Here is a 22,226-nt window from a genome sequence, read left to right as displayed (position 1 = left end):
CTACCCTCATCCCCCGCCCCCGCGCTGTGAGCCGGCCCACAACTGCCCGCTCTTACCGCTGCCCCGACCCTATCGTTGAGCCGACACGGCGGGCAGAACCTGCACGGCCATCTGCCGGCTGCGCACGTTGGTCCCCTGGATGCTGCCATAAGCGCCCACCACGTCGGCCAGCGTTGCGCCGGGGATGGGTTGAAGGTCCTCGGTCTTGTAGCGGTCGGCGATGCGCGTCCCGAGTTCGTCGGGGGAGACGATGCAGGCGATGGTCTCGGAGGCGCCGGGGCGGTCCATGCGCAGGTTGAAGGGCTTCTGCGCTCCCGGCGGGACTTCCACCTGCTGGTTGGCCTGGACGAAGCTGTCGGGCTGGAAGCGGTTGGGGAAGATGCGGGCCACCGACCCTGCGGCGTCCTGGTAGTAGCAGTAGACGAAGCCGTTGGCCGTCGGCTGCACCTTGACCACCAGCGCCTCCCCGGCGCGGTAGCGCGGCTGCGGCCCGCGGTCGGAACTGAGGACCAGATCGGGCGGCGCCCCGGCGGGCGCCGGGGTGGCGCGCGGCAACCCCTCCCCGCCCGCGTTCGACACCGATTGCAGGCGCGGCGCCCCAGGCCCCTTCTGGCCGCTGGGCTGGGCGAGCATGCGCTGGTAGAGGTCGAAGTCGATGCGCCCCGTGGCGATCAGGTCGTTGTCCGCCTGATAGCGGGAAATCGCGTCGCGGGTGCGCTCGTCGAGCTGGCCGCTGTCCGATCCGTCGTAATAGCCCTCGGCCAGCAGGACGCGCTGGACGTAGGCGACGCGCTGTGACGGTGCCATGCTGTCGAACCAGTCGCGCGCCTGCCCGGCGAAGGCCGGGTTGGTCTGGTCGATGCCGAGACACTGCCAGTAGGGGGTGCGGGTCATCTTGCCCAGCACCTCGATCGTGCTGAGTTCGATCAACGTGCGCACCGCCTGATGCAGCCCCTCGGACTTGTTGAGCGAGACGTTGAAGGACAGGCCGGCCTTGCCGATCACCGCCCCGGCGTCCGCCCCCTTGCCCGACGAGATGATGGCGAGCGAGTTGCTGGCCGACAGCCCGGGGATGATCTGGCGCGTCGCCAGTTCCCCGATGTTCAGGTCGACCGAGATCACCGACATCACCTGATCGGCGGAGATGCCCAGGTCGAAGGTCGGCAGCGAGATGCCGGCGCTGGCCGCCTCGCTCACCACATTGTCGTCGAGTTGGGTGATGGCGCCGCGCACGTAGTAGGACGGCGCACGGAAGTTGGGCTGCACCCCGATCATCCAGTAGAGCGCGTTCACGTCGTCCAGCGTCGGTTCGAAATCGACGAAGCGGAAGGCGTTCGACCGCTCCGACATGCGCGACACGGCGGTGATCAGCATCTCCTTGGTGCCGCCGGCCACCCGGCCCGTGGCGTCGGGAATGCCGTTGGAGGTGATGAAGATGTCGCGCTTGCCATGGTTCCACATCAGCGTGTCCATGCAGCGCAGCGCCTCGCTGAAGTTGGACACCGTGCGCACGGGCGGGGTCTTCGGCTTCTGGACCACGGTTGCCTGTTCGCCCGAGGTCACGCAGGCTCCGAGAAGCAGGAGCGCCGCGACAGCCGCCACCCTCGCGAAACCGGTGCGCCGGACAATTCCCATAGCCTCACTCCCTGGACGTTTACCCGGCTGGATCAGCGGGCCAGATCAACGCACTGACACGCGCGTGCTGTCGCCGCCCGGACGCACGGTGATGGTGATCTTCTTGGACAGGATCGGCGGGTCGTGCGGGATGTGCTCGGCGTCGCCCATCAGAAGCTGGAGCGTGTGCCGCCCCGGCGGCAGCTCCAGGTAGGTTTCCGTCTGGCCCTTGCCGAAATGGATGTAGTTGCGGTTGTTGGGGATCGGCTCGTCCATCGGCGGCAGGTCGGTGTCCACCAGCAGGTGATGGTGGCCGGTGTTGTCCTTTCGCACGCCCGCCGGCGCCACGCCGAAGTTGCGCAGGCCGAACCACACCTTGAAGCGGCCCCTCACCGCCTCGCCGTCGTTGGGCCAGCCGATGTAGATATAGGCGTCCTTCGGCGCCGCCGTCCGTCCGGACTTCGCGGCGTCGGGGGTGGAGGGCGTGCTTTCATGCTCGTGCCGCGGGCTGGCCGGCTGCGGCGTGTTGGTGGTGTCGGACAGCGGCTTGTCGAGCGGGTCGGCCTCCGGCGATGATTGCGCGGCCAGCGGCCCGGCGGCGAGCAGGACGGCCAGAAGGACCGGGACGGCGGCGGTGCGCATCATGACTTCCTCCCTGTCGCGCTCCCGTTGAGGGACGATGCCCTTAAGGGACGATGATGGTGACCTTCTGCGACATGATCGGCGGGTCGTGCGGGATATGATCCGCGTCGCCAAGGATCATCTGGAGCGTGTGCCGGCCCGGCGGCAGCTCCAGCCGCACCTCCGTCTGGCCGCCGCCGAAATGCAGCGACTGCTTGGTGTTCGGGATCGGCTCGTCGTAGGTGGCGAGATCGGAGTCCACCAGCAGGTGGTGGTGCCCGGTGTCCTCCTTGCGGATGCCGGCCGGGGCGATGCCCATGTTCTGCAAGCCCATGCGGACCCACAGCTTTCCGCCGGAGATGGTGGTGCCGTTGGACGGCCACATGATGTAGGCGCGCGCCCCTTCCGGCGCCTTCACCCGTCCATTCGCGCTTTGAGCGTTCGCACTTTGGGCCGACGCCACGCCCGGCAACAGGAGCAGCGCGGCCGCCACGATCATGGCGGCATGAGGCATGGACACCTCGCTCTTCTGGCTCTTCTCTTTGGAAGTTTCAATCTTATGCTTGGTGGGCGGACAATGTTCGCGGTTTTTCGGACCTCATCCTTTCTCTCCCCACCCTCCGAATATTAAGGAACGAAAGTGATCCCCGACCACCCCACTTTGCGCGAAGACCGGGGCCGCTTCGCCTATTCCTATTTTGGGCTTGACGGTTCCGCCCGCGGTGCGAAGGTCACGGGGCAGGAGGTTGCCGGTCCCGCATGCCCGATTCATCCCGCCTCGCCCCGCTTCCCGTCGGTCCCACCGGCGCGCCGCCACGCCTCGGTTTCCGCCACCTTCTGGCCCCGGCGCTGCTGACCCTCGGGGCGGCCGGCCTGGCGGGCCAGCGCCCCTGGCTGTCCGGTCACATCGCCCCGGTCGCTGGCGTCATGGTGGCGGACGCGCTGGTCTCGCTGCTCGCCGCGGTGGCGTGGCTGGGAGCGGCATGGCTGGGATCGCGGGTCATCGACCTCGTGGTGGCGCGCAACGCCCGCGCCACGCCGATGCCGCGCCTGCTGACCGATCTGCTGCGCGCCCTGCTCTACGGCTTGGCAGTTCTCGGCATCCTGGCCTTTGTGCTGGGGCAGCCGGTGACCGGGCTGATCGCCACCTCCGGCGTGGTGATCGCGGTGCTGGGCTTCGCGCTGCGCAACATGATCGCCGACATCTTCTCCGGCATCGCTCTGAACGTCGAGCATCCCTACCGCATCGGCGACTGGGTGGAGCTGACCCCCGGCGTCACCGGGCGGGTGGACGAGATCAACTGGCGGGCCACCCGGCTGGTCACGCTGGACGGCACGGCGCTGGTGGTGCCGAACGGGCTGGCAGCGGGCAACCGCATCACCAACTACAGCCAGCCCGGCAGCGGCTTCCGTGCCGGGGTTCCGGTGACCCTCGACGCCGAGGTGCCGGTGGCCCGCGCCAAGCGGATCATCCTGTCGGCCATCGTCTGCTGCGACGCCGTTCCCACCGAGCCGCGGCCCGACGTGGTGGTGGACTTGATCACGCTGAACGGCGTCACCTATCAGGCAAGATTCTGGGTGGCGGACTATTCCCGGCTGGCCGCGACCCGCGACGCCGTGGCGACCACCATCCTGGAGCATCTGGCCCGCGCCGGACTGGAGCCGGCCAGCCCCAAGCAGGAGATGCGCCGCCGCAGCAACCGCCCGCCGCCCTGTTCGGCGCTGGGGCTGGGGCGGGACCTGCTGTCCCATGTGGACCTGTTCGCCGCCTTCCGCCCTGAGGAGATCGACGAGCTGGCCTCCGGCATGCATCTGCGCCACGTCGCCGCCGGGGAGGCGGTGGTGCGCCAGGACGAGACCGGGACCTCCCTCTTCCTGGTGGCCGAGGGCGCGCTGGACGTGCGCGGGGCCTTCGGAGGGCGGACGCTCCTGCTCGACCACATGGGGCCGGGCGATGTGTTCGGGGAAATGTCGCTGCTGACCGGCCAGCCGCGCAGCGCGTCGGTGATCGCCAACACCGACGCCGTGGTCTACGAGCTGGACAAGGAGGCGCTCGACCCCGTCCTGCGCCGCCGTCCGGAGCTGGCCGCCCGGCTGGCCGACCTGATGGGCCTGCGCCAGCGCCGCAACGATGCCCACCGCCGGGCCACCGCCACCGCCGCCGTGCCCCAGACGACGACCGAGCATGACCTGCTGGCCCGCCTGAAGACCTTTTTCAGCCTGTGATTCAGGTGCTCAACGGAGAGAAGGGCATCCCCGCCTGCTCCAGCGCCTTCTCGATCACCTCCGCCGAGGTCTGGTCGAACAGTTGCAGCAGCAGGTCGTCGATCTCGCGGTCCTGGCTGTTGCCGCAGGCGTTGAACAGGGTGGCGATGGCCTCCGTCTGGAAACGCTCGCGCCCCTCGTCGCCGCCCCGGTAGTCCAGCGCCTTCGCCACCGCGATGGCGACGCGGAAGGGCTTCAGCAGGGTGAAGGACAGGCCCGCCTTGGCGAACAGCCCCTTCAGCGCGTGCGGCCCGCCGTCCCAGGCGAGCTGACGGGCGTTCTCCGGCGGCAGGTTGGCGCGCACCGCCATACCGGCGTCGAACAGCGCGATCTCCCCGGCGCACAGCGCGCGGAAGAGCAGCGGCGCCGACAGCCGCCCGCGGATCAGCAGATGCCGGGCGAGAAGCTCCACGTCCGCCTCGCGCGGGGTCAGCGGCTTCAGCAGGAGCAGGGTCACCGCCTCCCGCGCCCGCTCGACCAGGATGCCGATCAGGCGGGGGTTCAGCCGGTGGGTGCGGATCAGTCGGTTGCGGATCTCCTCCGACACGAAGAGGATCAGTTTCTCCACCACCGCCGCCGACAGGTCGGGCCGCGCCGCCATGGCCTCGTTCACCGTGGCGACGCCGCCCCAGCGGTCGAGCACGCTGTGCAGGGACGGTTCCGGGATGACGGCGCCCCGGTTGCGCAGAAGCTCGGTGATGACGATGACGTTGCCGTTGCGCACCAGCGCGTCGGACACCGCGGGCGAGACGGAGCGGCGCCCGGCGATGGCAAGCTCCTTCGCCGGGCGCCGTTCGCGCAGGATGTCCAGGAGCAAGCCTTCGCTCAGCTTTTCCGCGTGGCGCAGGATGGGAAAGGCCACCCGGTCCACGTCGCGGGCCAGCTTCTCCGCCAGCCCCTCCGTCAGCAGGGAGGAGTTGTGGATCTGCCACGCCACCGCCTCGCGCACGGCGGTCACCGCATCGGCGGCGAAGCGTTGCAGGATGTCCATGGCCAACGCCCGTTCCGCCTCGGCGAGGTCCCCCGCCTCCAGGTCGCGCACCAGATGGGTCATGGTGTCGATGCGCGCCTGGGCGTCGGGTGCGGCCAGCAGGCGTTCGACATCCTTCTGGCTCAGGGACCGCTGTGACATGCGCTGGGTCTTCCGGAACGGACGCTCGGGATCAGTACTCCGGCGTATCGTAGCGGATCAGATCGCTCCACGCCCGCTCCAATCGGCGCAACGTGCGGTAAGTCGTCTCCAGATCGGCGGCTTCCTCGTCGGTACGGATCAGCGCCTCACCCCGCACGGCCTCCAGCCCGCGCAGCGCCTCGCACAGCTTCAGGCCGCGCTCCGACAGGCGGAGCCGCGCCGTGCGTCGGTCGCGCTGCGAGGCGGAGCGGTCGACATAGCCCGCCTCCACCAGATGCTTCAGGTTGTAGGAGGCGTTGGAGCCGAGATAGTAGCCGCGCTCCAGCAGGTCGCGCACCGACAGCTCCTCGCCGCCGATGTTGATCAGCATCAGGGCTTGGCCGGGGCTGAGGTCGTCGATCCCGATCCGCGCCAGCTCCATGCGCAGCACGTCCAGGAAACGCCGGGTCATGCTCTCGATGATGCGGCCGAGGTCGGTGTAGACGGCGGGCAGGGACGCGCCCACCGGGGCGGCGCTGTCCGGCGTGGCTCTCTCCGGCACGGCTGGGGTCGGCTGCTGCTTGGCGGCGGCGCTCATCGCGATACTCCCGCTTTGGAAAAAACCATCATGGTATGGCGTCGATCCAATTCCGAACGGTGGACGGTTTACCCGTCCTTCTGTCGCAAGAATGATAAGATTTTAGTTTAATTTGTAGAAACAATGTTGAGACATAGCGGCCCTGCGCACCGGAACCGCCCCATCCACCTCCTGTTGCTCCCCTGACCCTGCAACCCGCCCCTGCAACCCGGAGGAGACCGGCCATGCCGCAGTCCACACGTCATCCCGACACGTCGCAAGCGCGCCGCCGGAGGGTCCGCTGATGCGCGGCGGCTTGACTCTCGCGGCCGGTTTGCTGGCCGGCTTGTGGCTGGACACTCGCCGCCGCACCAACCGGGCGGAGCAGGAGCACCCGCCGACCGGCCATTTCATGAGCGTCGGCGGCACCCGCCTGCACTATCTCGACCATGGGCCGAAGCGCGGGTCGAAGGACGGCACGGCGCCCCCCGTGGTGTTCCTGCACGGCAACGGCACCACCGCCGGCGACTGGGCGCTGAGCCTTCTGGACGAGGCGGCCCGGCACCGGCGCTGTATCTGCTTCGACCGGCCCGGCCATGGCTACAGCGAGGCGACGCCGCGGCGCGACGCCGGTCCCGCCGCCCAGGCCGCGCTGCTGCGCGCCGCCACCCGCAAGCTGGGGCTGGAGCGTCCCATCGTCGTCGGCCATTCGCTGGCCGGGGCGGTGGCGCTTGCCTGGGCGCTGGATTTCCCGGAGGAGATCGGCGGTCTGGTCATCCTGTCCGCCTTCACCCATCCGACCCCGCGCCCCGACTTCCTTCCCTTCATGGGACCGGCCATTCCGGCGGCCGGTCCGCTGCTCAGCCACACCGTCCTGCCGCCGCTGGACCGGCTGATCCTGCCGCCGCTGATGCGCCGCATCTTCGAGCCGAACCCCGTGCCGCCCAGCTACAACGAACTGTCTCCCGACCTTCTGCTGCGCCCGACGCAGTTGGAAGCCGCCGCCGATCAACTCGCTGCGCTGATCCCCGGCGTGGCGGCGATGGCGCCGCGCTATTCCGAGATCCGCTGCCCGATGGCGGTCGTCGCGGGACGGGAGGACCGCATCGTCGATCCCCACGCCCACGCGGTGCAGCTTCACAACGCGGTGGCCGGATCGACGCTGCATCTGCTGGCGGAAACCGGGCACATGCCGCAGCACGCCCGCCCGGACGCGGTGATGGCGGCCATCGAGCGGGTGGAGCGGGCCATGACCGGCACGTCGGCTCACGCGGAGGCATGAGTCGTCCCTCCTGATTCGGCGACCGGGGATTGCGAACTCGAAAAAAGCGACTCGTGGCGACTCGGGTGAGGGATGGTTAACAGTTTGGTTACGATCCGAGCGCTAACCTTTGGCCATATCGCACACTTTCAGCGCCTCAAGGATTACGCCGATGTCCATGGCCGCCGACGTTGACACCATCGAACGCACGTCCATCGTCGCCTACACCCTCCTCAACGAGCTGCACGACGTGCTGGCTCTGCCCAAGGCGCCCGATGACGTGACGCTCGGCATTCTGATGGGGCTGTCCATGTTCATGGACGACAAGGTCGGTCCGATGCGCTCCAAGCGCCTGATGTCGGAGGCGCCGACCATCGTCCTGAAGACCGACGCCCACGTCACGTCGGACCAGATGCAGCGGATCATGCCGGTCCTGCGCGCCTTCGGCGACCATCTGAAGGACATGCGCGCCAAGGCCGCCCGCCCGGTCGACGACACCGTCGCCTGACCGCGGAGCGCACCCCCGGTTTCACGAAAGGCCCGGCCGGCAACGGCTGGGCCTTTTGCCGTTCCGGTGCCCGGCTTGACCCGCCCGGCAATTCATCGGATGCTGAAACCATTGGTTCACCGGAGGGTCGCCGCCGGTGGTCCGGACGCAACGCAGGGGCGGCTTCGGCCATGGAACTGCCAACGGGGGATTGGATCTGGGCTCTGGCCATCGCCGCCCTTCTGACGGGCGCGACGGTCAGCGTTATCGTGCTCGCCGCCGTCGGCTCGATCCGCCGCAGCGTCAACGAGGGCGGCGCCCGCCAATCGCAGCAAATCCGCCGGCTGGCCGAGAACGTCGCCACCCTGAACGCCCAGCAGCAAGCCGCCGAGGGCCGCGTCCAATCCCTGACCGAGGCGAACCGCAAGCTGGCGGAGGAGGTCGCGGCGCTGAACGAGCGGCTGCGCGACGCGGACTCCGTCCCCCGCATCACCGGCAGCGCAAGGCTTCTCCACTGACCATGCCCGACTTGTCCACCTGCCCCATCGACGGCGACGCCGAGCGCGCCCGCTGGACCGCCAGCGCCGACGCCTGGGACCGCTGGGCCGACCCGATGGCCGATCTGGCCGACAAGCTGAACCAGCCCCTGCTCGATGCCGCCGGAGTGACGGCGGGCGACCGGGTGCTGGACCTTGCCTCCGGGGCCGGTGAACCGGCGCTGAGTGCCGCCCTCCGGACAGGTCCGGACGGGCTGGTGGTGGGCAGCGACCTCGTGCCCGGAATGATGGCCGGCGCCCGGCGCCGCGCCGCGGGGATCGCCGACGGGCTGCGCCCGGCCTTCGCCGCCGCCGACATGACCGCCCTGCCCTTCGCCGCAGCGAGCTTCGACCGGGTGACCTGCCGTTTCGGCATCATGTTCGTCCCCGACGTGGCGACGGCCTTGGCGGAGTTGCGGCGCGTGCTGCGCCCCGGCGGGCGGGCGGCCTTCATGGTCTGGGGGCCGCGCGCCGGCAACGCCCTGTTCGACACGGTGGGCGACGCCGTCGCCGCCCAATTGGGCGAGGACCGCAGCCTGGACCCGCTGTTCCGCTTCGCCGCCCCCGGCCTTCTGGCGGAGGCGATGCGCGCCGCCGGCTTCGCCACGGTGAGCGAGGCCGACATCACCCCGGTCCGCAAGGCCCCTCAGGGCCAACCCTTCTGGCGCGCCACGCTGGAGATGAGCTTCGGCCACCGCCTGCACGATCTCACCGCCGGGCAGCGCGCCGCCCTGGACGCCGAGGTGACCCGCCGCTTCGACGCTCAGGCCCAAGGCGGCACGATCCCCCTGCCCATCCACGTCCGCATCGTGACCGGCGCCTAATTTCCCTCCCCTGCGAAGCGGGGGAGGGTCAGGGAGGGGGCAACACCTTCCACCCCGACCACGCGCCCAAGTGCCGCAGCCATCCCACCGAGCCACATCCCCGGTTGACCGCGCCCATGCATTCCTTTGGATGTTGCGTGCCGGCGGGCCCTACCAGTCCGGCATCCGAGAGGAGGTGATGCGCTTGAAAAGGTACCTGAAGTGGTTCCGACGCTTCTGGTTCCGGATGAAGTTCGAGTTCGAAGCCGGCTTCAACCAGGACCACGATCGCTAAGGAACCAATGGGCGGGGTCGGGAAACCGGCTCCGCCTCCAGGAGACCGAAGGCGCATCACCTCCTTGCTTCGTAAAATACCACAGCTCCCGAAGCCGTCAAACGCCGCGAAGGACAGAGGCTCAACCGGCGCTCAGGGTTCGCCAACGCGCTATTCAATGAAGCCTCATCGGGTCGATGGGGCGGTCGCCCATGACCTCCTCCAACGACGTCTTCCGGGGCGTTGTGGACGGCGGCACCTCTTCCTTCCCCGAAACACCCCGTGCACGCGGACAGGGCGGGTCCCACACCGTGGCGAGGGCGATCCACGACAGCCCGAGTCCCACCAGGATCACCGAAAACGACACAACGTATGCGTAAGGAAGTCTGTCCCCGAGAAAGCTCATGGTCATCTCGTCGAGGCTGGCGATCAGGCCCAGTTGCTTCCGGTACCCCCATGTCCACGGCAGGGTAAGCGGCACCAGCAGTCCACCCCAGATGATGAGCAACACACCGGACAGACGCATGGTACACCCGTTCCGCACTGAATAATTACTTTAAGTTTACAGCGCCTCAGATACATGGTCAACGCTCTTCGCCCGGATGAAAGTCCGGACATGGAACGCACGCAGGAATTCGGGCGGATGCTCCGCACGCTTCGGGAACAACGAAACCTCACGCAAGAAGATCTTGCGGAGTTGATTGACCGTTCCGTTCAGGCAGTTTCAAAAATGGAGCGCGGCTTGACGTTTCCTAAATTGGAAACGCTCATCAACATAAGTGAAAAAATGAGCGTTCCACTGCGCAATCTGCTCATTGCATTCGAACCAAACGCTACGCATGATCCAAATCGGGAGGATTTGGAATTTTCGATTATTAGAGCAACAAAGCGACTGAGCATTCGAGACCTAAGTATACTCGAGAAAATCTCTCTTTCTTTTCCAGATGAAAACGCTCAAACGATATCCCATCCATGAAAGAGATGCAGCAATTCGGGAAAATGCTCCGCGAACTTCGAGAGCAGCGAGGACTTACACAGGAAGACCTTGCAGGATTGATCGAGCGCTCCGTTCAGGCGATTTCAGCGATGGAGCGTGGGCAGAACATGCCGAGATTGGAGACGCTAATTCGCATTAGCGAGAAGCTAGATATTCCATTATGCGATATCGTAAAAATATTTGATACTCGCAACGAAAACAACCAAGAGAAAACCTTGCTGGAAATTACCATAGTCGATGCAGCACGACACCTGAGTCTTCGCGATCTCAAAGTCGTATCAAACATCATAAAGTCATTCCCAAAAGAAAAATAAAAAACGATACGATACTGGAATTTTCTTTATCTCTTACCACCTCCCCAAAGGCGCCAACATTGGCCGTTCGCCAGCCCGTTCGACTTTCTGACAATGCTTTCAAATATCATTTCCACGAAGGCAGGAACATAGTGTTTCCAATACGTTGCGTGGTGCAATGCCTGGATTCTCGCTTTCGCAGGAATGACGTGGAACGAAGTTTTCCTCAACCGTGAATACAATTCCTGATTACAGCCAGCGCTCATGCCTGAACTCCCCTCCCCCTTCTCCCCGCCAACGTCCAGGGCTGGTTCCGGTCGCGGGGCTGGGCGCCGCACCCGCACCAGCTCGCCATGGTCGAGGCGGCCGCCGCCGGGGACAGCGCCCTGCTGATCGCGCCGACCGGCGGCGGCAAGACGCTGGCCGGCTTCCTGCCGTCGCTGTTCGATCTGGCGGAGCGCCCGCGCGAGGGGCTGCACACGCTCTACATCTCGCCGCTGAAGGCGCTCGCGGTGGACATCCAGCGCAATCTGGAGGAGCCCGTCGCCGAGATGCGGCTGCCCATCCGCACCGAGACCCGCACCGGCGACACGCCCGAATCCAAGCGGCGGCGGCAGCGGGCCAACCCGCCGCACATCCTGATGACCACGCCGGAAAGTCTGGCGCTGATGATCGCCTACGCCGACGCGGCGACAATCTTCCGGCACCTGCGCTGCGTCATCATCGACGAGTTGCACGCCCTGGCCGGGACCAAGCGCGGCGACCTGCTGGCGCTGGGGCTGGCGCGGCTGTCCCGGCTGGCGCCGCAGGCCCGGCGGGTCGGGCTGTCGGCCACCGTGGCGGAGCCGGCCCAGCTGCTTGCCTGGCTGTCAAAGACCGGGCACGCGGGTGGCGGCGACGTGCGGCTGGTCACCGGGCGGGCCGGCGCCTCCGCCGAGGTGGACATCCTGACGACGCGCGAGCGGCTGCCCTGGTCCGGCCGCATGGCCATGCACGCGCTGAAGGAGGTGTACCAGCGCATCCGCGCCCACCGCACCACGCTGGTCTTCGTCAACACACGCGCCCAGGCGGAGCTGGTCTTCCAGGAACTCTGGCGCCTCAACGACGACACCCTGCCCATCGCGCTCCACCACGGCTCGCTGGCGGCGGAGCAGCGGCGCAAGGTCGAGGCCGCCATGGCGGCGGGCAAGCTGCGGGCGGTGGTGGCGACCTCCTCGCTCGACCTCGGCATCGACTGGGCGGCGGTCGATCTGGTGGTGCAGATCGGCGCGCCGAAGGGGGCGAGCCGGCTGGTCCAGCGCATCGGCCGCGCCAACCACCGGCTGGACGAGCCGAGCCGCGCCCTGCTCGTCCCCGCCAACCGGTTCGAGGTGCTGGAATGCCGCGCCGCGCTCGACGCCGTGGCGGCCATGAGCCTGGACGGCGAGCGGCCCCGCCCCGGCGGGCTGGACGTGCTGGCCCAGCACATGCTCGGCATGGCCTGCGCCGAGCCGTTCCGGCCCGACGACCTGTACGACGAGGTGGTCTGCGCCGCCCCCTACGCCGGGCTGTCGCGGGACGAGTTCGACGACGTGCTGGACTTCGTGGCGACCGGCGGCTACGCGCTCGGCAACTACGAACGCTTCCACCGGCTCAAGCTGCGCGAGGATGGGCGCATGGCGGTGGCCGGGCCGGCGGTGGCGCGGCAGTACCGCATGAACGTCGGCACCATCACGCAGGAGGCCATGCTGCGCGTGCGCCTGAGCCGCGGCCCGGTGCTGGGCGAGGTGGAGGAGCATTTCATCCAGGGCCTCACCCCCGGCGACACCTTCGTCTTCGCCGGCCAGCTGCTGAAATTCCTCGGCATCCGCGAGATGGAGGCGCAGGTCGGCAAGGGTGGCACCGGGGAGCCGAAGGTCCCGGCCTACGCCGGCGGGCGGCTGCCGCTGACCACGGCGCTGGCCGACCGGGTGCGCGCCATGCTGGCCGACCCGGCGCAGTGGCCCGGCCTGCCGGAGGACGTGCAGGAATGGCTGCGGCTCCAGCGCTGGCGTTCCGTCCTGCCGGCGCGCGATGGGTTGCTGGTGGAGAGCTTCCCCAAGGCGGGCAAGCGCTTCCTCGTCGTCTACGCCTTCGAGGGGCGGAACGCGCACCAGACGCTGGGGATGCTGCTGACCCGCCGGATGGAGCGGATGGGCTGCGGCCCGCTCGGCTTCGTCGCCACCGACTATGTGCTGGCGGTGTGGTCGCTGCGAACGCCGAAGGACATGGACGGGCTGTTCGACCAGGACATGCTGGGCGACGACCTGGAAGCCTGGATGGACGAGTCCTCGATGCTGCGGCGGACCTTCCGCAACGTGGCGCTGATCACCGGGGTCATCGACCGCCGCCATCCCGGGCAGGAGAAGTCGGGGCGGCAGGTCACCTTCTCCTCCGACCTGATCTACGACGTGCTGCGCAAGCACGACCCCGGCCATGTGCTGCTGCGCGCCACCCGCGCCGACGCGGCGGGCGGGCTGACCGACGTGCGGCGCCTGTCGGATTTCCTGGTCCGGGTGAAGGGCCGCATCACCCACAAGGACCTCGACCGCATTTCCCCCCTCGCCGTGCCGGTCATCCTGGAGATCGGGCGGGAACGGGTGGACGGCTCCGCCACCGACGAGCTTCTGGAGCAGGCCGCCGCCGATCTGGTGGCCGAGGCGATGCCGGAATTGGATTCGTCCCGTGATGAGCAGGGCCGCTTGACGTTGTGATGACCATGGACACGACGATGACCCTGCGGGGCGCCGCGCTGGCCCCCGATCCCTCCGGCGCGCTGGTCTGGCCGGCGGAGCGGACTCTGGTGGTCGCCGACCTGCATCTGGAGAAGGGCTCCGCCTTCGCGGCGCGTGGGCGGATGCTGCCGCCCTACGACACGCGGGCGACGCTCGGCCGGCTGGCGGAGCTGGTGGAGCGGCTGGCCCCGGAGCGGGTGATCTGCCTTGGCGACAGCTTCCACGACCGCCGGGCGGCGAGCCGCATGGAGGCGGGGGACGTGGCGCGGCTGCGCGACCTGACCGGGCGGGTGGCGGACTGGCTGTGGGTCACCGGCAACCACGATCCGGAACCGCCGGAGGGGTTCGGCGGGCGCATCCTGGACGAGCTGGCGCTCGGCCCGCTGACCTTCCGGCACGAGGCGGTGCCCGGCGCCGTCGGCGAATTGTCGGGGCATCTGCACCCGGTGGCCGCCGTCGTCGTGCCGGGCCGGCGGGTGCGGGAGCGCTGCTTCGCCTTCGACGGGGGAAAGTTGATCCTGCCGGCCTTCGGCGCCTTCGCGGGCGGGCTGAACGTGCTGGACCCGGCGGTGTCCGGCCTGTTGGCGGAGCGGTTCGAGGTGCATCTGCTGGCCCGCGGCAAGGTCCACCGCTTCCCGCGCAGCCGCCTGTCTCCGGACAAGGCTTGAAAAGAAAAAGCCCGGAGAGCCGGGGGAACTCTCCGGGCGAGTGGTCCTGCCGGAACCGGCGGTGAAACGTCCGGCAGGAGGGACCTCGATGAAAAAGCAGAACGTCAGTTCGGCATCATGACCGTGTCGATCACGTGGATGACGCCGTTGGACGCCATGATGTCGGGCTTCACGACCTTCGCGTTGTCCACCATCACGCCGCCCTTCGTCGCGTCGATGTCCACGGTGGTTCCCTGCACGGTTTTCGGCGATGCCGTCTTGCCGGCGATATCGGCCGAAGTCACCTTGCCCGACACCACATGATAGGTGAGTACGGAGCGGAGCTTCTCGCGGTTCTCCGGCTTCAGAAGATTTTCGACGGTGCCGGCGGGCAGCTTGGCGAAAGCCTCGTCGGTCGGGGCGAAGACGGTGAAGGGACCGCTGCCCTTCAGCGTGTCCGCGAGGCCGGCGGCCTGGACGGCCTGGACCAGCGTCTTGAACTGGCCCGCCGAGACGGCGGTGTCCACGATGTCCGCCGCTTTCGCGGAGAGAGCGGCGAGGGACAGCGGCAGGGCGACGGTGGCGGCGGTCAGCAGGCGTGACAGGCGGGACATGTGGTTTCCTCCGTTGATGGCGTCTCGTTCTCCTCCCCGACCGTGGAGCCGGCGCCGTCGGCCGCCGTGCCTCCGGCTCCACGTCGTGGCAGCGAAGGCGGAAATAGCGGCCCAAAAATCGCCGCCAATAGGATTTCCCCAGGAAAAATTTTTGCCGTCGTGGTGATCCGGAACAATCGGCACCGCGTAGCAAGAGCCACTGACCGTGGTCATTGGCTGCGGCGTTTTGGCATGCCCGTTCTTCTGTCCATGTCCTTAAAGTTGGCCGATGACGACCGATCAATCCCCCATCCTCGTCTGGTTCCGCAACGATCTTCGCCTTGCCGACAACCCGGCGCTCAGCGCCGCGGCGGAGGATGGGGCGCCGGTCATCCCGGTCTACATCCGTGAGAAGGACGCCCACGACCCCTGGCTTCCCGGCGCCGCCTCCCGCTGGTGGCTGCATGGCAGCCTGGAGCGGCTGGGCAAGGCGCTGACTAAGCTCGGCTCGCCCCTGGTGCTGCGCAGCGGCGACCCCGCCGCCGTGCTGGCGGCACTGGCGGAGGAGACCGGCGCCGACACGCTGCTGTGCAACCGCCGCGCCGGCCCGACCGCCATCGCCCGCGACCGCCGGGTGGTCGAACGGCTGAGCGTGCGCGGCGTGACGGTGCACCCCCACAACGCCGCTCTGCTCTTCGAGCCGGGAACCATCCGCACCAAGTCGGACACGCCCTTTCGGGTCTTCACGCCCTTCTGGAAGGCGCTGCTGTCGATGCCGGAACCGCCGCGCCCCACCCGCGCGCCGACCAAGCTGACCCCGCCGGCCAAGCCGGTGTCCAGCGAGTCGCTGAAGGACTGGGATCTGCTGCCCAGCGCGCCGGACTGGGTCGGCGGCCTGCGCGAGCGCTGGGAGCCCGGCGAGGAGGCGGCGCGGGAGCGGTTGGCCGATTTCCTGGAAGGTCCGGTCGCCGCCTACCCGGCGGAGCGCGACCGCCCAGACCATGATGGAACCTCGGCGATGTCGCCGCACCTCGCCTTCGGGGAGATCGGCCCACGGCAGATCTGGCACGCCACCCGCCACGCCGCAGACCAGCGGCATGAGTTGGCAGCCGGCGCCGAAGCCTTCCTGCGGGAACTCGGCTGGCGGGAGTTCAACCACCATCTGTTGCGCGAGGAGCCGGGCATTCCGGACACGCCGCTGGACGCGCGCTTCGCCCGCTTCCCCTGGCGGACGGACAAGGCGGGCCTCCGCGCGTGGCAGCGCGGGCGCACCGGCTATCCCATCGTGGACGCCGGAATGCGGCAGCTTTGGCAGACCGGCTGGATGCACAACCGCGTGCGGATGATCGTCGGTTCCTTCCTCATCAAGGATTTGCTGATTCCCTGGCAGGAGGGCGAGGCGTGGTTCTGGGACACGCTGGTCGACGCCGACATCGGCAACAACGCCGGGAACTGGCAATGGGTGGCCGGCTGCGGCGCCGACGCGGCCCCCTTCTTCCGCGTCTTCAACCCGATCCTCCAGGGCGAGAAGTTCGATCCGGAGGGGGCCTATGTCCGGCGCTATGTGCCGGAACTGGAAAAGCTGTCCAACCGCTGGATCCACAAGCCGTGGGAGGCCCCGGACGAAGTGCTGCGGCAGGCGAATGTGAAGATCGGCAAGGATTACCCGCGGCCGATCGTCGACCACGGCACCGCCCGAGACCGCGCGCTGGCCGCCTTCAACGAGGTCAAGAAAGCCGGCGATTGATCGTTGCGGGATCGTAAAACCCGACCATGCGTTTTCATTCCGCCTTCATGGGAGTGCAAAGAAACCGTCACAGGCCCCCGGTAAGGTGCGCCCGCCCCCACCCAAAATAAATTTGCGGAAAGAGACGAGGCACACCGATGGACACGCATGACCTGCCCCAGAAGGGCACCAAGTACCTGACCTTCGAGGGCCGCGAGGACATCGGCTCCAACCCGTCCGAAAACCCGACCATGGGCGACGTCATCAACGCCCGCCTCGGCCGCCGCGACATGATGCGCGGCATGCTGACCGGCGCCGCGGTCAGCGCCCTGATCGGCCCGGCCGCCCTGCTCTCCCCGACCCGCGAGGCCGAGGCCGCCGTGACCGGCGCCCCGCGCCCGGCCAAGGCCAGCTTCTCCTTCCAGGAAGTCGCTCACGGTGTCGACGCCGACCATCACGTCGCCGCCGGCTACAACGCCGACATCCTGATCCGCTGGGGCGACCCGGTGGTCCCCGGCGCGCCGGCCTTCGACCCGATGAACCAGTCGGCCGAGGCGCAGTCGAAGCAGTTCGGCTACAACAACGACTTCGTCGGCTACGCCCCGCTGCCGCTCGGCTCCCAGTCGCCGGACCGCGCCCTGCTCTGCGTGAACCACGAATACACCGACGAGGAGGTCATGTTCCCCGGCGTCGGCGTGGAGCAGCAGAAGGACAAGTTCGCCCGCATGACCAAGGCGCTGGTGGACATCGAGATGGCCGCCCACGGCGGCACCGTCGTCGAGATCCGCAAGGTCAAGGGCAAGTGGGTGACGGTGGCGGACTTCCGCTACAACCGCCGCATCACCGGCGAGACGGCCTGCGCCATCACCGGCCCGGCCGCCGGCCACGCCCTGATGAAGACCGGCTACGACCCGACCGGCACGATGGTCCGCGGCATGCTGAACAACTGCTCCGGCGGCATGACGCCCTGGGGCACCTGGCTGTCGGCGGAAGAGAATTTCAACGGCTACTTCTGGGGCAAGGTCGAGGACACCAACCCGAACGCCAAGGTGCTGAAGCGCTACGGCTTCCCCGGCGAATGGTACAATTGGGGCGTCCACCATGACCGCTTCGACATCGCCAAGGAGCCGAACGAGTTCAACCGCTTCGGCTGGATCGTCGAGATCGATCCCTACGACCCGACCTCGACCCCGAAGAAGCGCACGGCGCTCGGCCGCTTCAAGCATGAGGCCTGCCAGATCGCGCTCGGCAAGGACGGCACCGTGGTCGCCTACACCGGCGACGACGAGCGCTTCGACTATGTCTACAAGTTCGTCGCGGCGAAGAAGTTCGACCCGAAGAACCGCGCCGCCAACATCGACATCCTGGAGACCGGGACGCTCTACGTGGCGAAGTTCAAGGCCGACGCCTCGGTCGAATGGCTGCCGCTGGTCCACGGCCAGGGCCCGCTGACCGCCGAGAAGGGCTTCCCCGACCAGGCCACCGTCCTGATCAACGCCCGCCTCGCCGCCGACGCGCTGGGCGCCACCAAGATGGACCGCCCGGAGGACATCGAGGTCAACCCGGTGACCGGCAAGGTCTACGTCATCCTCACCAACAACTCCCGCCGCAAGCCGGAGCAGGTGGACGCGACCAACCCGCGCGCCGAGAACAACTGGGGCCACATCGTCGAGATCCTGCCGGAGAACGGCAACCACGCCGCCACCAAGGCGGAATGGACGATCCTGGTCCGCGGCGGCAACCCGGCGGACGAGAAGGTCGGCGCGCAGTTCCACGCCGACACCTCGGCCAACGGCTGGTTCTCCTGCCCCGACAACGCGGCGGTGGACCACCGCGGCCGCCTGTGGATCACCACCGACCAGGGCGAGAACTGGAAGAAGGCCTCCGGCACCGCCGACGGCGTCTGGGCCGTGGAGACCGAAGGCGACCTGCGCGGCCTGTCCAAGATGTTCTACCGCGTGCCGGTGGGTGCCGAGATGTGCGGCCCCTGCTTCACCACCGACGACAAGACCCTGTTCGTCGCCGTGCAGCACCCGGCCACCGACGGCGTCGACCAGTGGGAAGGCTTCAAGGGCAAGCTCTCCTCCTTCGAGGACCCGGCGACCCGCTGGCCCGATTTCAAGCCCAACATGCCGCCGCGCCCGTCGGTGGTTGCCATCACCAAGAAGGACGGCGGCGTGATCGGTCTCTGACCGTACGCCTGACCGTCTCATAACGAAGCGACACGCCTGAAAGGGCGGCCCCCGCGTCCGGGGCCGCCCTTCTTCTTTGTCTGGTGTCGGCGTCCGGCGATGTAATAAGATAACGCCATGACCACCGATCCCCAACCCACCGCCGGCCCGGCCTCCCGGCATGGGCACGACCACGCGCATTGCATCGCCGACGCGCTGACGCGCGCCGACGCCCTGTGCGCGGAGCGCGGCGCCCGGCTGACCGCGCTGCGCCGGCAGGTGCTGGAGCTGGTCTGGAACAGCCACAAGCCGCGCGGCGCCTACGCCATCCTGGAAGACCTCAGCCAGCGCGAGGGCAAGGCCACCGCCCCGCTGACCGTCTACCGCGCGCTGGAGTTCCTGGTGGAGCACGGGCTGGTCCACCGTATCGAATCGCTGAACGCCTACATCGGCTGCGCGGCGCCGGGGGCCGTCCATTCCGGGCAGTTCCTGGTGTGCAAGACCTGCGGCAACGCCGTGGAGATCGACGATCCGCGCATCCGCGCCGCCATCGGCACGATCGCCGCCGAGCATGGTTTCCAGGTCAGCCGCCCCACCGTCGAGGTGCGCGGCACATGCACCGACTGCCAGGAGAAGACCCCGTGACCGCCGCACCCACCCCCGCCGCCCAACCGGCGCCCCGCCTGCCCGTCTCGGTGCTGACCGGCTTCCTCGGCAGCGGCAAGACCACGCTGCTGCAACGGCTCCTGCACCATCCCGGCATGGCCCGCACCGCCGTGGTCATCAACGAGTTCGGTGAGGTCGGGCTGGACCATCTGCTGGTCGCCAAGGCGTCGGAGAACATGGTGCTGATGGACAGCGGCTGCCTGTGCTGCACCATCCGCGGCGACCTCGTCGACACGCTGCGCGACCTGTTCCTGAAGCGCGTGCGCGGCGACATCCCGGAGTTCGACCGGGTGGTGGTGGAGACCACCGGCCTCGCCGACCCGGCCCCGATCATCCACACGCTGATGAGCGACCCGCTGCTGGCCGCCCGCTTCCGCCTGGACGGGGTCATCAGCACGGTGGACGCGGTGCACGGCGCCAGCCAGCTCGACCGCCAGCCGGAGAGCGTGAAGCAGGCCGCCGTCGCCGACCGCATCGTGCTGACCAAGACCGACCTCGCCACGCCCCACACGACGCTCGCCTTGTGCCAGCGCCTGTCGGCGATCAACCCGGCGGCTCCGCAGATTCCCGCCGCCTTCGGCGAGGTCGATCCGGCTCTGCTGTTCGACGCCGGCCTCTACAACCCGGAGACCAAGAGCCCCGACGTGGCGCGCTGGCTCCGGGAAGAGGCGTACCGCGACGAGCAGGCCCATCATCATGATCACGGGCATGACCATGATCATGACCACCATCACCACGAACACGGGCATGGCGACTCCTGCGGTCCCGACTGCGGGCACGATCACCACCACCACGACACCAACCGGCACGACGACCACATCCGCGCCTTCTGCATGGTGGTGGACGAGCCGATCCCGTGGAACAACTTCGTGGACTTCATGGAGGCCCTGATCGCCACCGGCGGGGAGAACCTTCTGCGCATCAAGGGGTTGCTGAACGTGAAGGAAAGCCCGCTGCCGGTCGTCGTCCATGGCGTCCAGCACATGTTCCACCCGCCGGTCCAACTCCAGGAATGGCCTGGCGAGGATCACCGCTCCAAAATCGTCTTCATCACCCGCGACATCGGCGAGGCGGTGATCCAGCCGATGTTCGACCAATTTGTTTGGGGAGCGGAAGGGGCGGCCTGAGGGGCTCTGCCCCCTCCCTAACCCTCCCCCTCTTCGAGGTGGAGGGGACTGCCGCCGCTTCGCAGAAGGCACCCTCTCCCGCAACGCGGGGGAGGGCCGGGGAGGGGGCAACCGCCCGCCTCACTTCACCTTGTAAAGCTGGAAGTACCGCCCCTCCTGCACCAGCGTCAGATGCTCCGGCACGGGGTTGGCACGACCGGGCTCGCTGAACAGCACATAGACGTAGCCGAAGCGCCGGGGCCAGTCGGCCCAGTAATGGTTGTCGCGCAAGCCCGGCTGGCGCACCGCGTCGGCGACGTAGCCGATGCGCGGCATGTAGGTGAAATCGCCGTCCAGGTCCGCATAGTCCGGCTTCAGCAACAGCACCTGCTTGCCCGGATGCGTGAAGGCGATGGGCACGAGGCTGGAGCGCTCCATCAGCGCCAGCACCGGCGCGTGGTGCAGGCCAAAGGACAGGGCACGGTCGTCGGTGAACTGGGTGGCGCGGAAGATCGACTTGTGCAGCGTCTCGTCGGCGTAGGTGGCGAGCACCGTGCTGCCCGGCTCAATCCGGTGCAGGGACTGGCGCACCTCCTCCAGCAGCGGGTCCACCTTGGCCAGCCCCACCCCGGCGTCGGCGCTGCGCAGCAGCGACAGCGCGACCACCACCGAGAGGAAGGCCGCCCGCATGGCCGAGGTCGCCAACTCCCAGCGCACGAAGCCCAGCGCAACGAAGGCGATGCCGATGGGCAGGCGGCTGTCGGCGAACCAGGAGCCGAACAGGACCAGCGGCATCGCCGCATAGACCACCAGCCCCAGCGCGATGGTGATGGCGCCAACCGGATGGACCCGCAGCGCCCCGCTCCACAGGCCCCAGGCGATGCCCAGCCCGACCGCGATCCCCGTCACATAGCCGACCGTATCGGCATAGCCGCCGAACAAGAAGTCGAAGCCCATCAGCTTCGCCGTGCCGACCCACAGCACCGCGTCGGCGAAGCCCGACGACGGGCTCATCAGCAGCAGCGGCGGCACGATCAGGAAGGGCAGACCGAAGGCCAGCGCGTCCGGCAGCGCCCGCCGCGGTTCGCGCCAGCCACCGCTCCGCCACAGCCGCCAGCCCTCGAAGGCCAGCAGCGTCAGGCCGTAGAGCCCGAGGGCGAACAGGTGCGAGATGAACAGGAGCAGCACGATGCCGAGCGAGGCCAGCCCGCGCTGCCAGGGCGCGCGCTCCCGCATGACGATCCAGCCGGCGATTCCCCACAGCGCCAGCCCCAGCCCGAACAGGTAATTGAACAGGCCCATGTAGGTGGACAGCGTGTAGAGGAACAGCCCGGCGGCCAGCGGCCCCAACTCCACCCGGCCCCAGACGGCACGGTAAAGCGCGATGGAGCCGGTCACCAGAACCAGATAGCTGGCGGTGACGAAAAGCCGGCTCGCCGTGTGCACGCCGATCAGCTTGGCCAGCGGCGGCACGACGATGTCCATCACCAGATTGGGGATGATCGCCCAGCGCACCATGTAGAATTGCGCCAGCGCCGGGTCCTGGTCGAGATGGGCCAGGGCGTACATGCGGGTGACGTGGTTGACGTAGTCGCCCAGCGCCGGAATCTCGAACATCCAGACGGGGACCGAAGCCGCCACCAGGATCAGCAGGGCGGCGGGCCAGACATACACGGACTCGGCGCGCGACGCCGCCCGACCGTCGAGGGTGAAATCCCTGAACAT

The 22,226-nt window shown here is 68.3% G+C and carries 20 protein-coding genes and 1 pseudogene; 13 read left to right on the top strand and 8 right to left on the bottom strand.

What is annotated here, in order from left to right; genetic code table 11:
* Window positions 1–69: 69 nt before the first annotated feature.
* The 3 genes from ACWPN7_RS23975 to ACWPN7_RS23965 form a co-directional block, all read right to left on the bottom strand.
* Entirely contained in the window at window positions 70–1,563 is a 1,494-nt protein-coding gene (locus tag ACWPN7_RS23975) for a DUF4384 domain-containing protein (protein ID WP_459196504.1), read from the bottom strand.
* A gap of 117 nt (window positions 1,564–1,680) precedes the next feature.
* Window positions 1,681–2,259: a DUF4399 domain-containing protein gene (locus ACWPN7_RS23970; protein ID WP_459196503.1), complete on the bottom strand. Its 579-nt coding sequence runs from the start codon at window positions 2,257–2,259 to the stop codon at window positions 1,681–1,683.
* Between the two features lie 40 nt (window positions 2,260–2,299).
* A complete protein-coding gene (locus ACWPN7_RS23965) occupies window positions 2,300–2,749 on the bottom strand; it encodes a DUF4399 domain-containing protein (RefSeq protein WP_103038918.1) in 450 nt (149 codons plus the stop codon).
* Between the two features lie 245 nt (window positions 2,750–2,994).
* On the opposite strand from ACWPN7_RS23965, the gene ACWPN7_RS23960 reads away from it, so the two are divergent.
* Window positions 2,995–4,461, top strand: coding sequence for a cyclic nucleotide-binding domain-containing protein (locus ACWPN7_RS23960; protein ID WP_492273463.1), 1,467 nt, complete (start codon window positions 2,995–2,997; stop codon window positions 4,459–4,461).
* A gap of 1 nt (window position 4,462) precedes the next feature.
* Here the strand turns inward: ACWPN7_RS23960 and ACWPN7_RS23955 are convergent, their stop codons facing one another.
* Both ACWPN7_RS23955 and ACWPN7_RS23950 read right to left on the bottom strand, forming a co-directional pair.
* A complete protein-coding gene (locus tag ACWPN7_RS23955; RefSeq protein WP_456529792.1) occupies window positions 4,463–5,632 on the bottom strand; it encodes a DUF2336 domain-containing protein in 1,170 nt (389 codons plus the stop codon).
* Between the two features lie 31 nt (window positions 5,633–5,663).
* Window positions 5,664–6,209 (bottom strand): MarR family winged helix-turn-helix transcriptional regulator, encoded by a 546-nt coding sequence (locus ACWPN7_RS23950; protein WP_103038916.1) that lies wholly within the window; start codon window positions 6,207–6,209, stop codon window positions 5,664–5,666.
* 283 nt (window positions 6,210–6,492) lie between these two features.
* On the opposite strand from ACWPN7_RS23950, the gene ACWPN7_RS23945 reads away from it, so the two are divergent.
* The 4 genes from ACWPN7_RS23945 to ACWPN7_RS23930 all read left to right on the top strand — a co-directional run bounded on the left by ACWPN7_RS23945 (window position 6,493) and on the right by ACWPN7_RS23930 (window position 9,296).
* Window positions 6,493–7,470: an alpha/beta fold hydrolase gene (locus tag ACWPN7_RS23945; protein WP_051657803.1), complete on the top strand. Its 978-nt coding sequence runs from the start codon at window positions 6,493–6,495 to the stop codon at window positions 7,468–7,470.
* A gap of 157 nt (window positions 7,471–7,627) precedes the next feature.
* On the top strand, window positions 7,628–7,957 hold the full coding sequence (locus ACWPN7_RS23940; RefSeq protein ID WP_237903362.1) for a hypothetical protein: 330 nt from the start codon (window positions 7,628–7,630) through the stop codon (window positions 7,955–7,957).
* 170 nt (window positions 7,958–8,127) lie between these two features.
* Entirely contained in the window at window positions 8,128–8,454 is a 327-nt protein-coding gene (locus tag ACWPN7_RS23935; RefSeq protein WP_038527333.1) for a hypothetical protein, read from the top strand.
* A gap of 2 nt (window positions 8,455–8,456) precedes the next feature.
* Window positions 8,457–9,296, top strand: a complete 840-nt coding sequence (locus ACWPN7_RS23930; RefSeq protein WP_459196502.1) for a class I SAM-dependent methyltransferase — start codon at window positions 8,457–8,459, stop codon at window positions 9,294–9,296.
* A 428-nt stretch (window positions 9,297–9,724) separates the two neighbouring features.
* Here the strand turns inward: ACWPN7_RS23930 and ACWPN7_RS23925 are convergent, their stop codons facing one another.
* On the bottom strand, window positions 9,725–10,075 hold the full coding sequence (locus ACWPN7_RS23925; protein ID WP_456511043.1) for a hypothetical protein: 351 nt from the start codon (window positions 10,073–10,075) through the stop codon (window positions 9,725–9,727).
* 90 nt (window positions 10,076–10,165) lie between these two features.
* Between ACWPN7_RS23925 and ACWPN7_RS23920 the strand changes: the two genes are divergently transcribed.
* The 4 genes and pseudogenes from ACWPN7_RS23920 (at window position 10,166) to pdeM (ending at window position 14,260) form a co-directional block, all read left to right on the top strand.
* Window positions 10,166–10,525 carry a helix-turn-helix domain-containing protein gene (locus tag ACWPN7_RS23920; RefSeq protein ID WP_160174800.1) on the top strand — a complete coding sequence of 120 codons (360 nt, stop codon included), beginning with the start codon at window positions 10,166–10,168 and terminating at the stop codon, window positions 10,523–10,525.
* On the top strand, window positions 10,522–10,860 hold the full coding sequence (locus ACWPN7_RS23915; protein ID WP_103038909.1) for a helix-turn-helix domain-containing protein: 339 nt from the start codon (window positions 10,522–10,524) through the stop codon (window positions 10,858–10,860). Before ACWPN7_RS23920 ends, ACWPN7_RS23915 begins: the two co-directional genes overlap by 4 nt.
* 287 nt (window positions 10,861–11,147) lie before the next feature.
* Window positions 11,148–13,571, top strand: a pseudogene (locus ACWPN7_RS23910) (ligase-associated DNA damage response DEXH box helicase); the annotation flags it as partial.
* Complete coding sequence (pdeM, locus tag ACWPN7_RS23905) at window positions 13,571–14,260, top strand: ligase-associated DNA damage response endonuclease PdeM (protein WP_459196500.1); 690 nt, start codon at window positions 13,571–13,573, stop codon at window positions 14,258–14,260. The pseudogene ACWPN7_RS23910 and the gene pdeM, both read left to right, overlap by 1 nt.
* Before the next feature lie 104 nt (window positions 14,261–14,364).
* Here pdeM and ACWPN7_RS23900 read toward each other — a convergent pair whose 3' ends face one another.
* On the bottom strand, window positions 14,365–14,853 hold the full coding sequence (locus ACWPN7_RS23900) for a fasciclin domain-containing protein (protein WP_103038906.1): 489 nt from the start codon (window positions 14,851–14,853) through the stop codon (window positions 14,365–14,367).
* Between the two features lie 268 nt (window positions 14,854–15,121).
* On the opposite strand from ACWPN7_RS23900, the gene ACWPN7_RS23895 reads away from it, so the two are divergent.
* The 4 genes from ACWPN7_RS23895 to ACWPN7_RS23880 all read left to right on the top strand — a co-directional run bounded on the left by ACWPN7_RS23895 (window position 15,122) and on the right by ACWPN7_RS23880 (window position 20,522).
* On the top strand, window positions 15,122–16,579 hold the full coding sequence (locus ACWPN7_RS23895; RefSeq protein WP_459196499.1) for a cryptochrome/photolyase family protein: 1,458 nt from the start codon (window positions 15,122–15,124) through the stop codon (window positions 16,577–16,579).
* A gap of 137 nt (window positions 16,580–16,716) precedes the next feature.
* Entirely contained in the window at window positions 16,717–18,750 is a 2,034-nt protein-coding gene (locus ACWPN7_RS23890; RefSeq protein ID WP_492273462.1) for a PhoX family protein, read from the top strand.
* A gap of 117 nt (window positions 18,751–18,867) precedes the next feature.
* Window positions 18,868–19,374 carry a Fur family transcriptional regulator gene (locus tag ACWPN7_RS23885; protein ID WP_459196497.1) on the top strand — a complete coding sequence of 169 codons (507 nt, stop codon included), beginning with the start codon at window positions 18,868–18,870 and terminating at the stop codon, window positions 19,372–19,374.
* The gene (locus ACWPN7_RS23880) at window positions 19,344–20,522 is read left to right on the top strand and encodes a CobW family GTP-binding protein (RefSeq protein ID WP_459196496.1); all 1,179 of its coding nucleotides are present in this window, start codon (window positions 19,344–19,346) and stop codon (window positions 20,520–20,522) included. Before ACWPN7_RS23885 ends, ACWPN7_RS23880 begins: the two co-directional genes overlap by 31 nt.
* Window positions 20,523–20,642: 120 nt before the next feature.
* Here the strand turns inward: ACWPN7_RS23880 and ACWPN7_RS23875 are convergent, their stop codons facing one another.
* Window positions 20,643–22,226, bottom strand: a complete 1,584-nt coding sequence (locus ACWPN7_RS23875) for a hypothetical protein (RefSeq protein ID WP_459196495.1) — start codon at window positions 22,224–22,226, stop codon at window positions 20,643–20,645.

The organism is Azospirillum sp. UENF 312511, from assembly GCF_058780635.1.
This window is presented reverse-complemented; position numbering and strand designations above follow the sequence as displayed.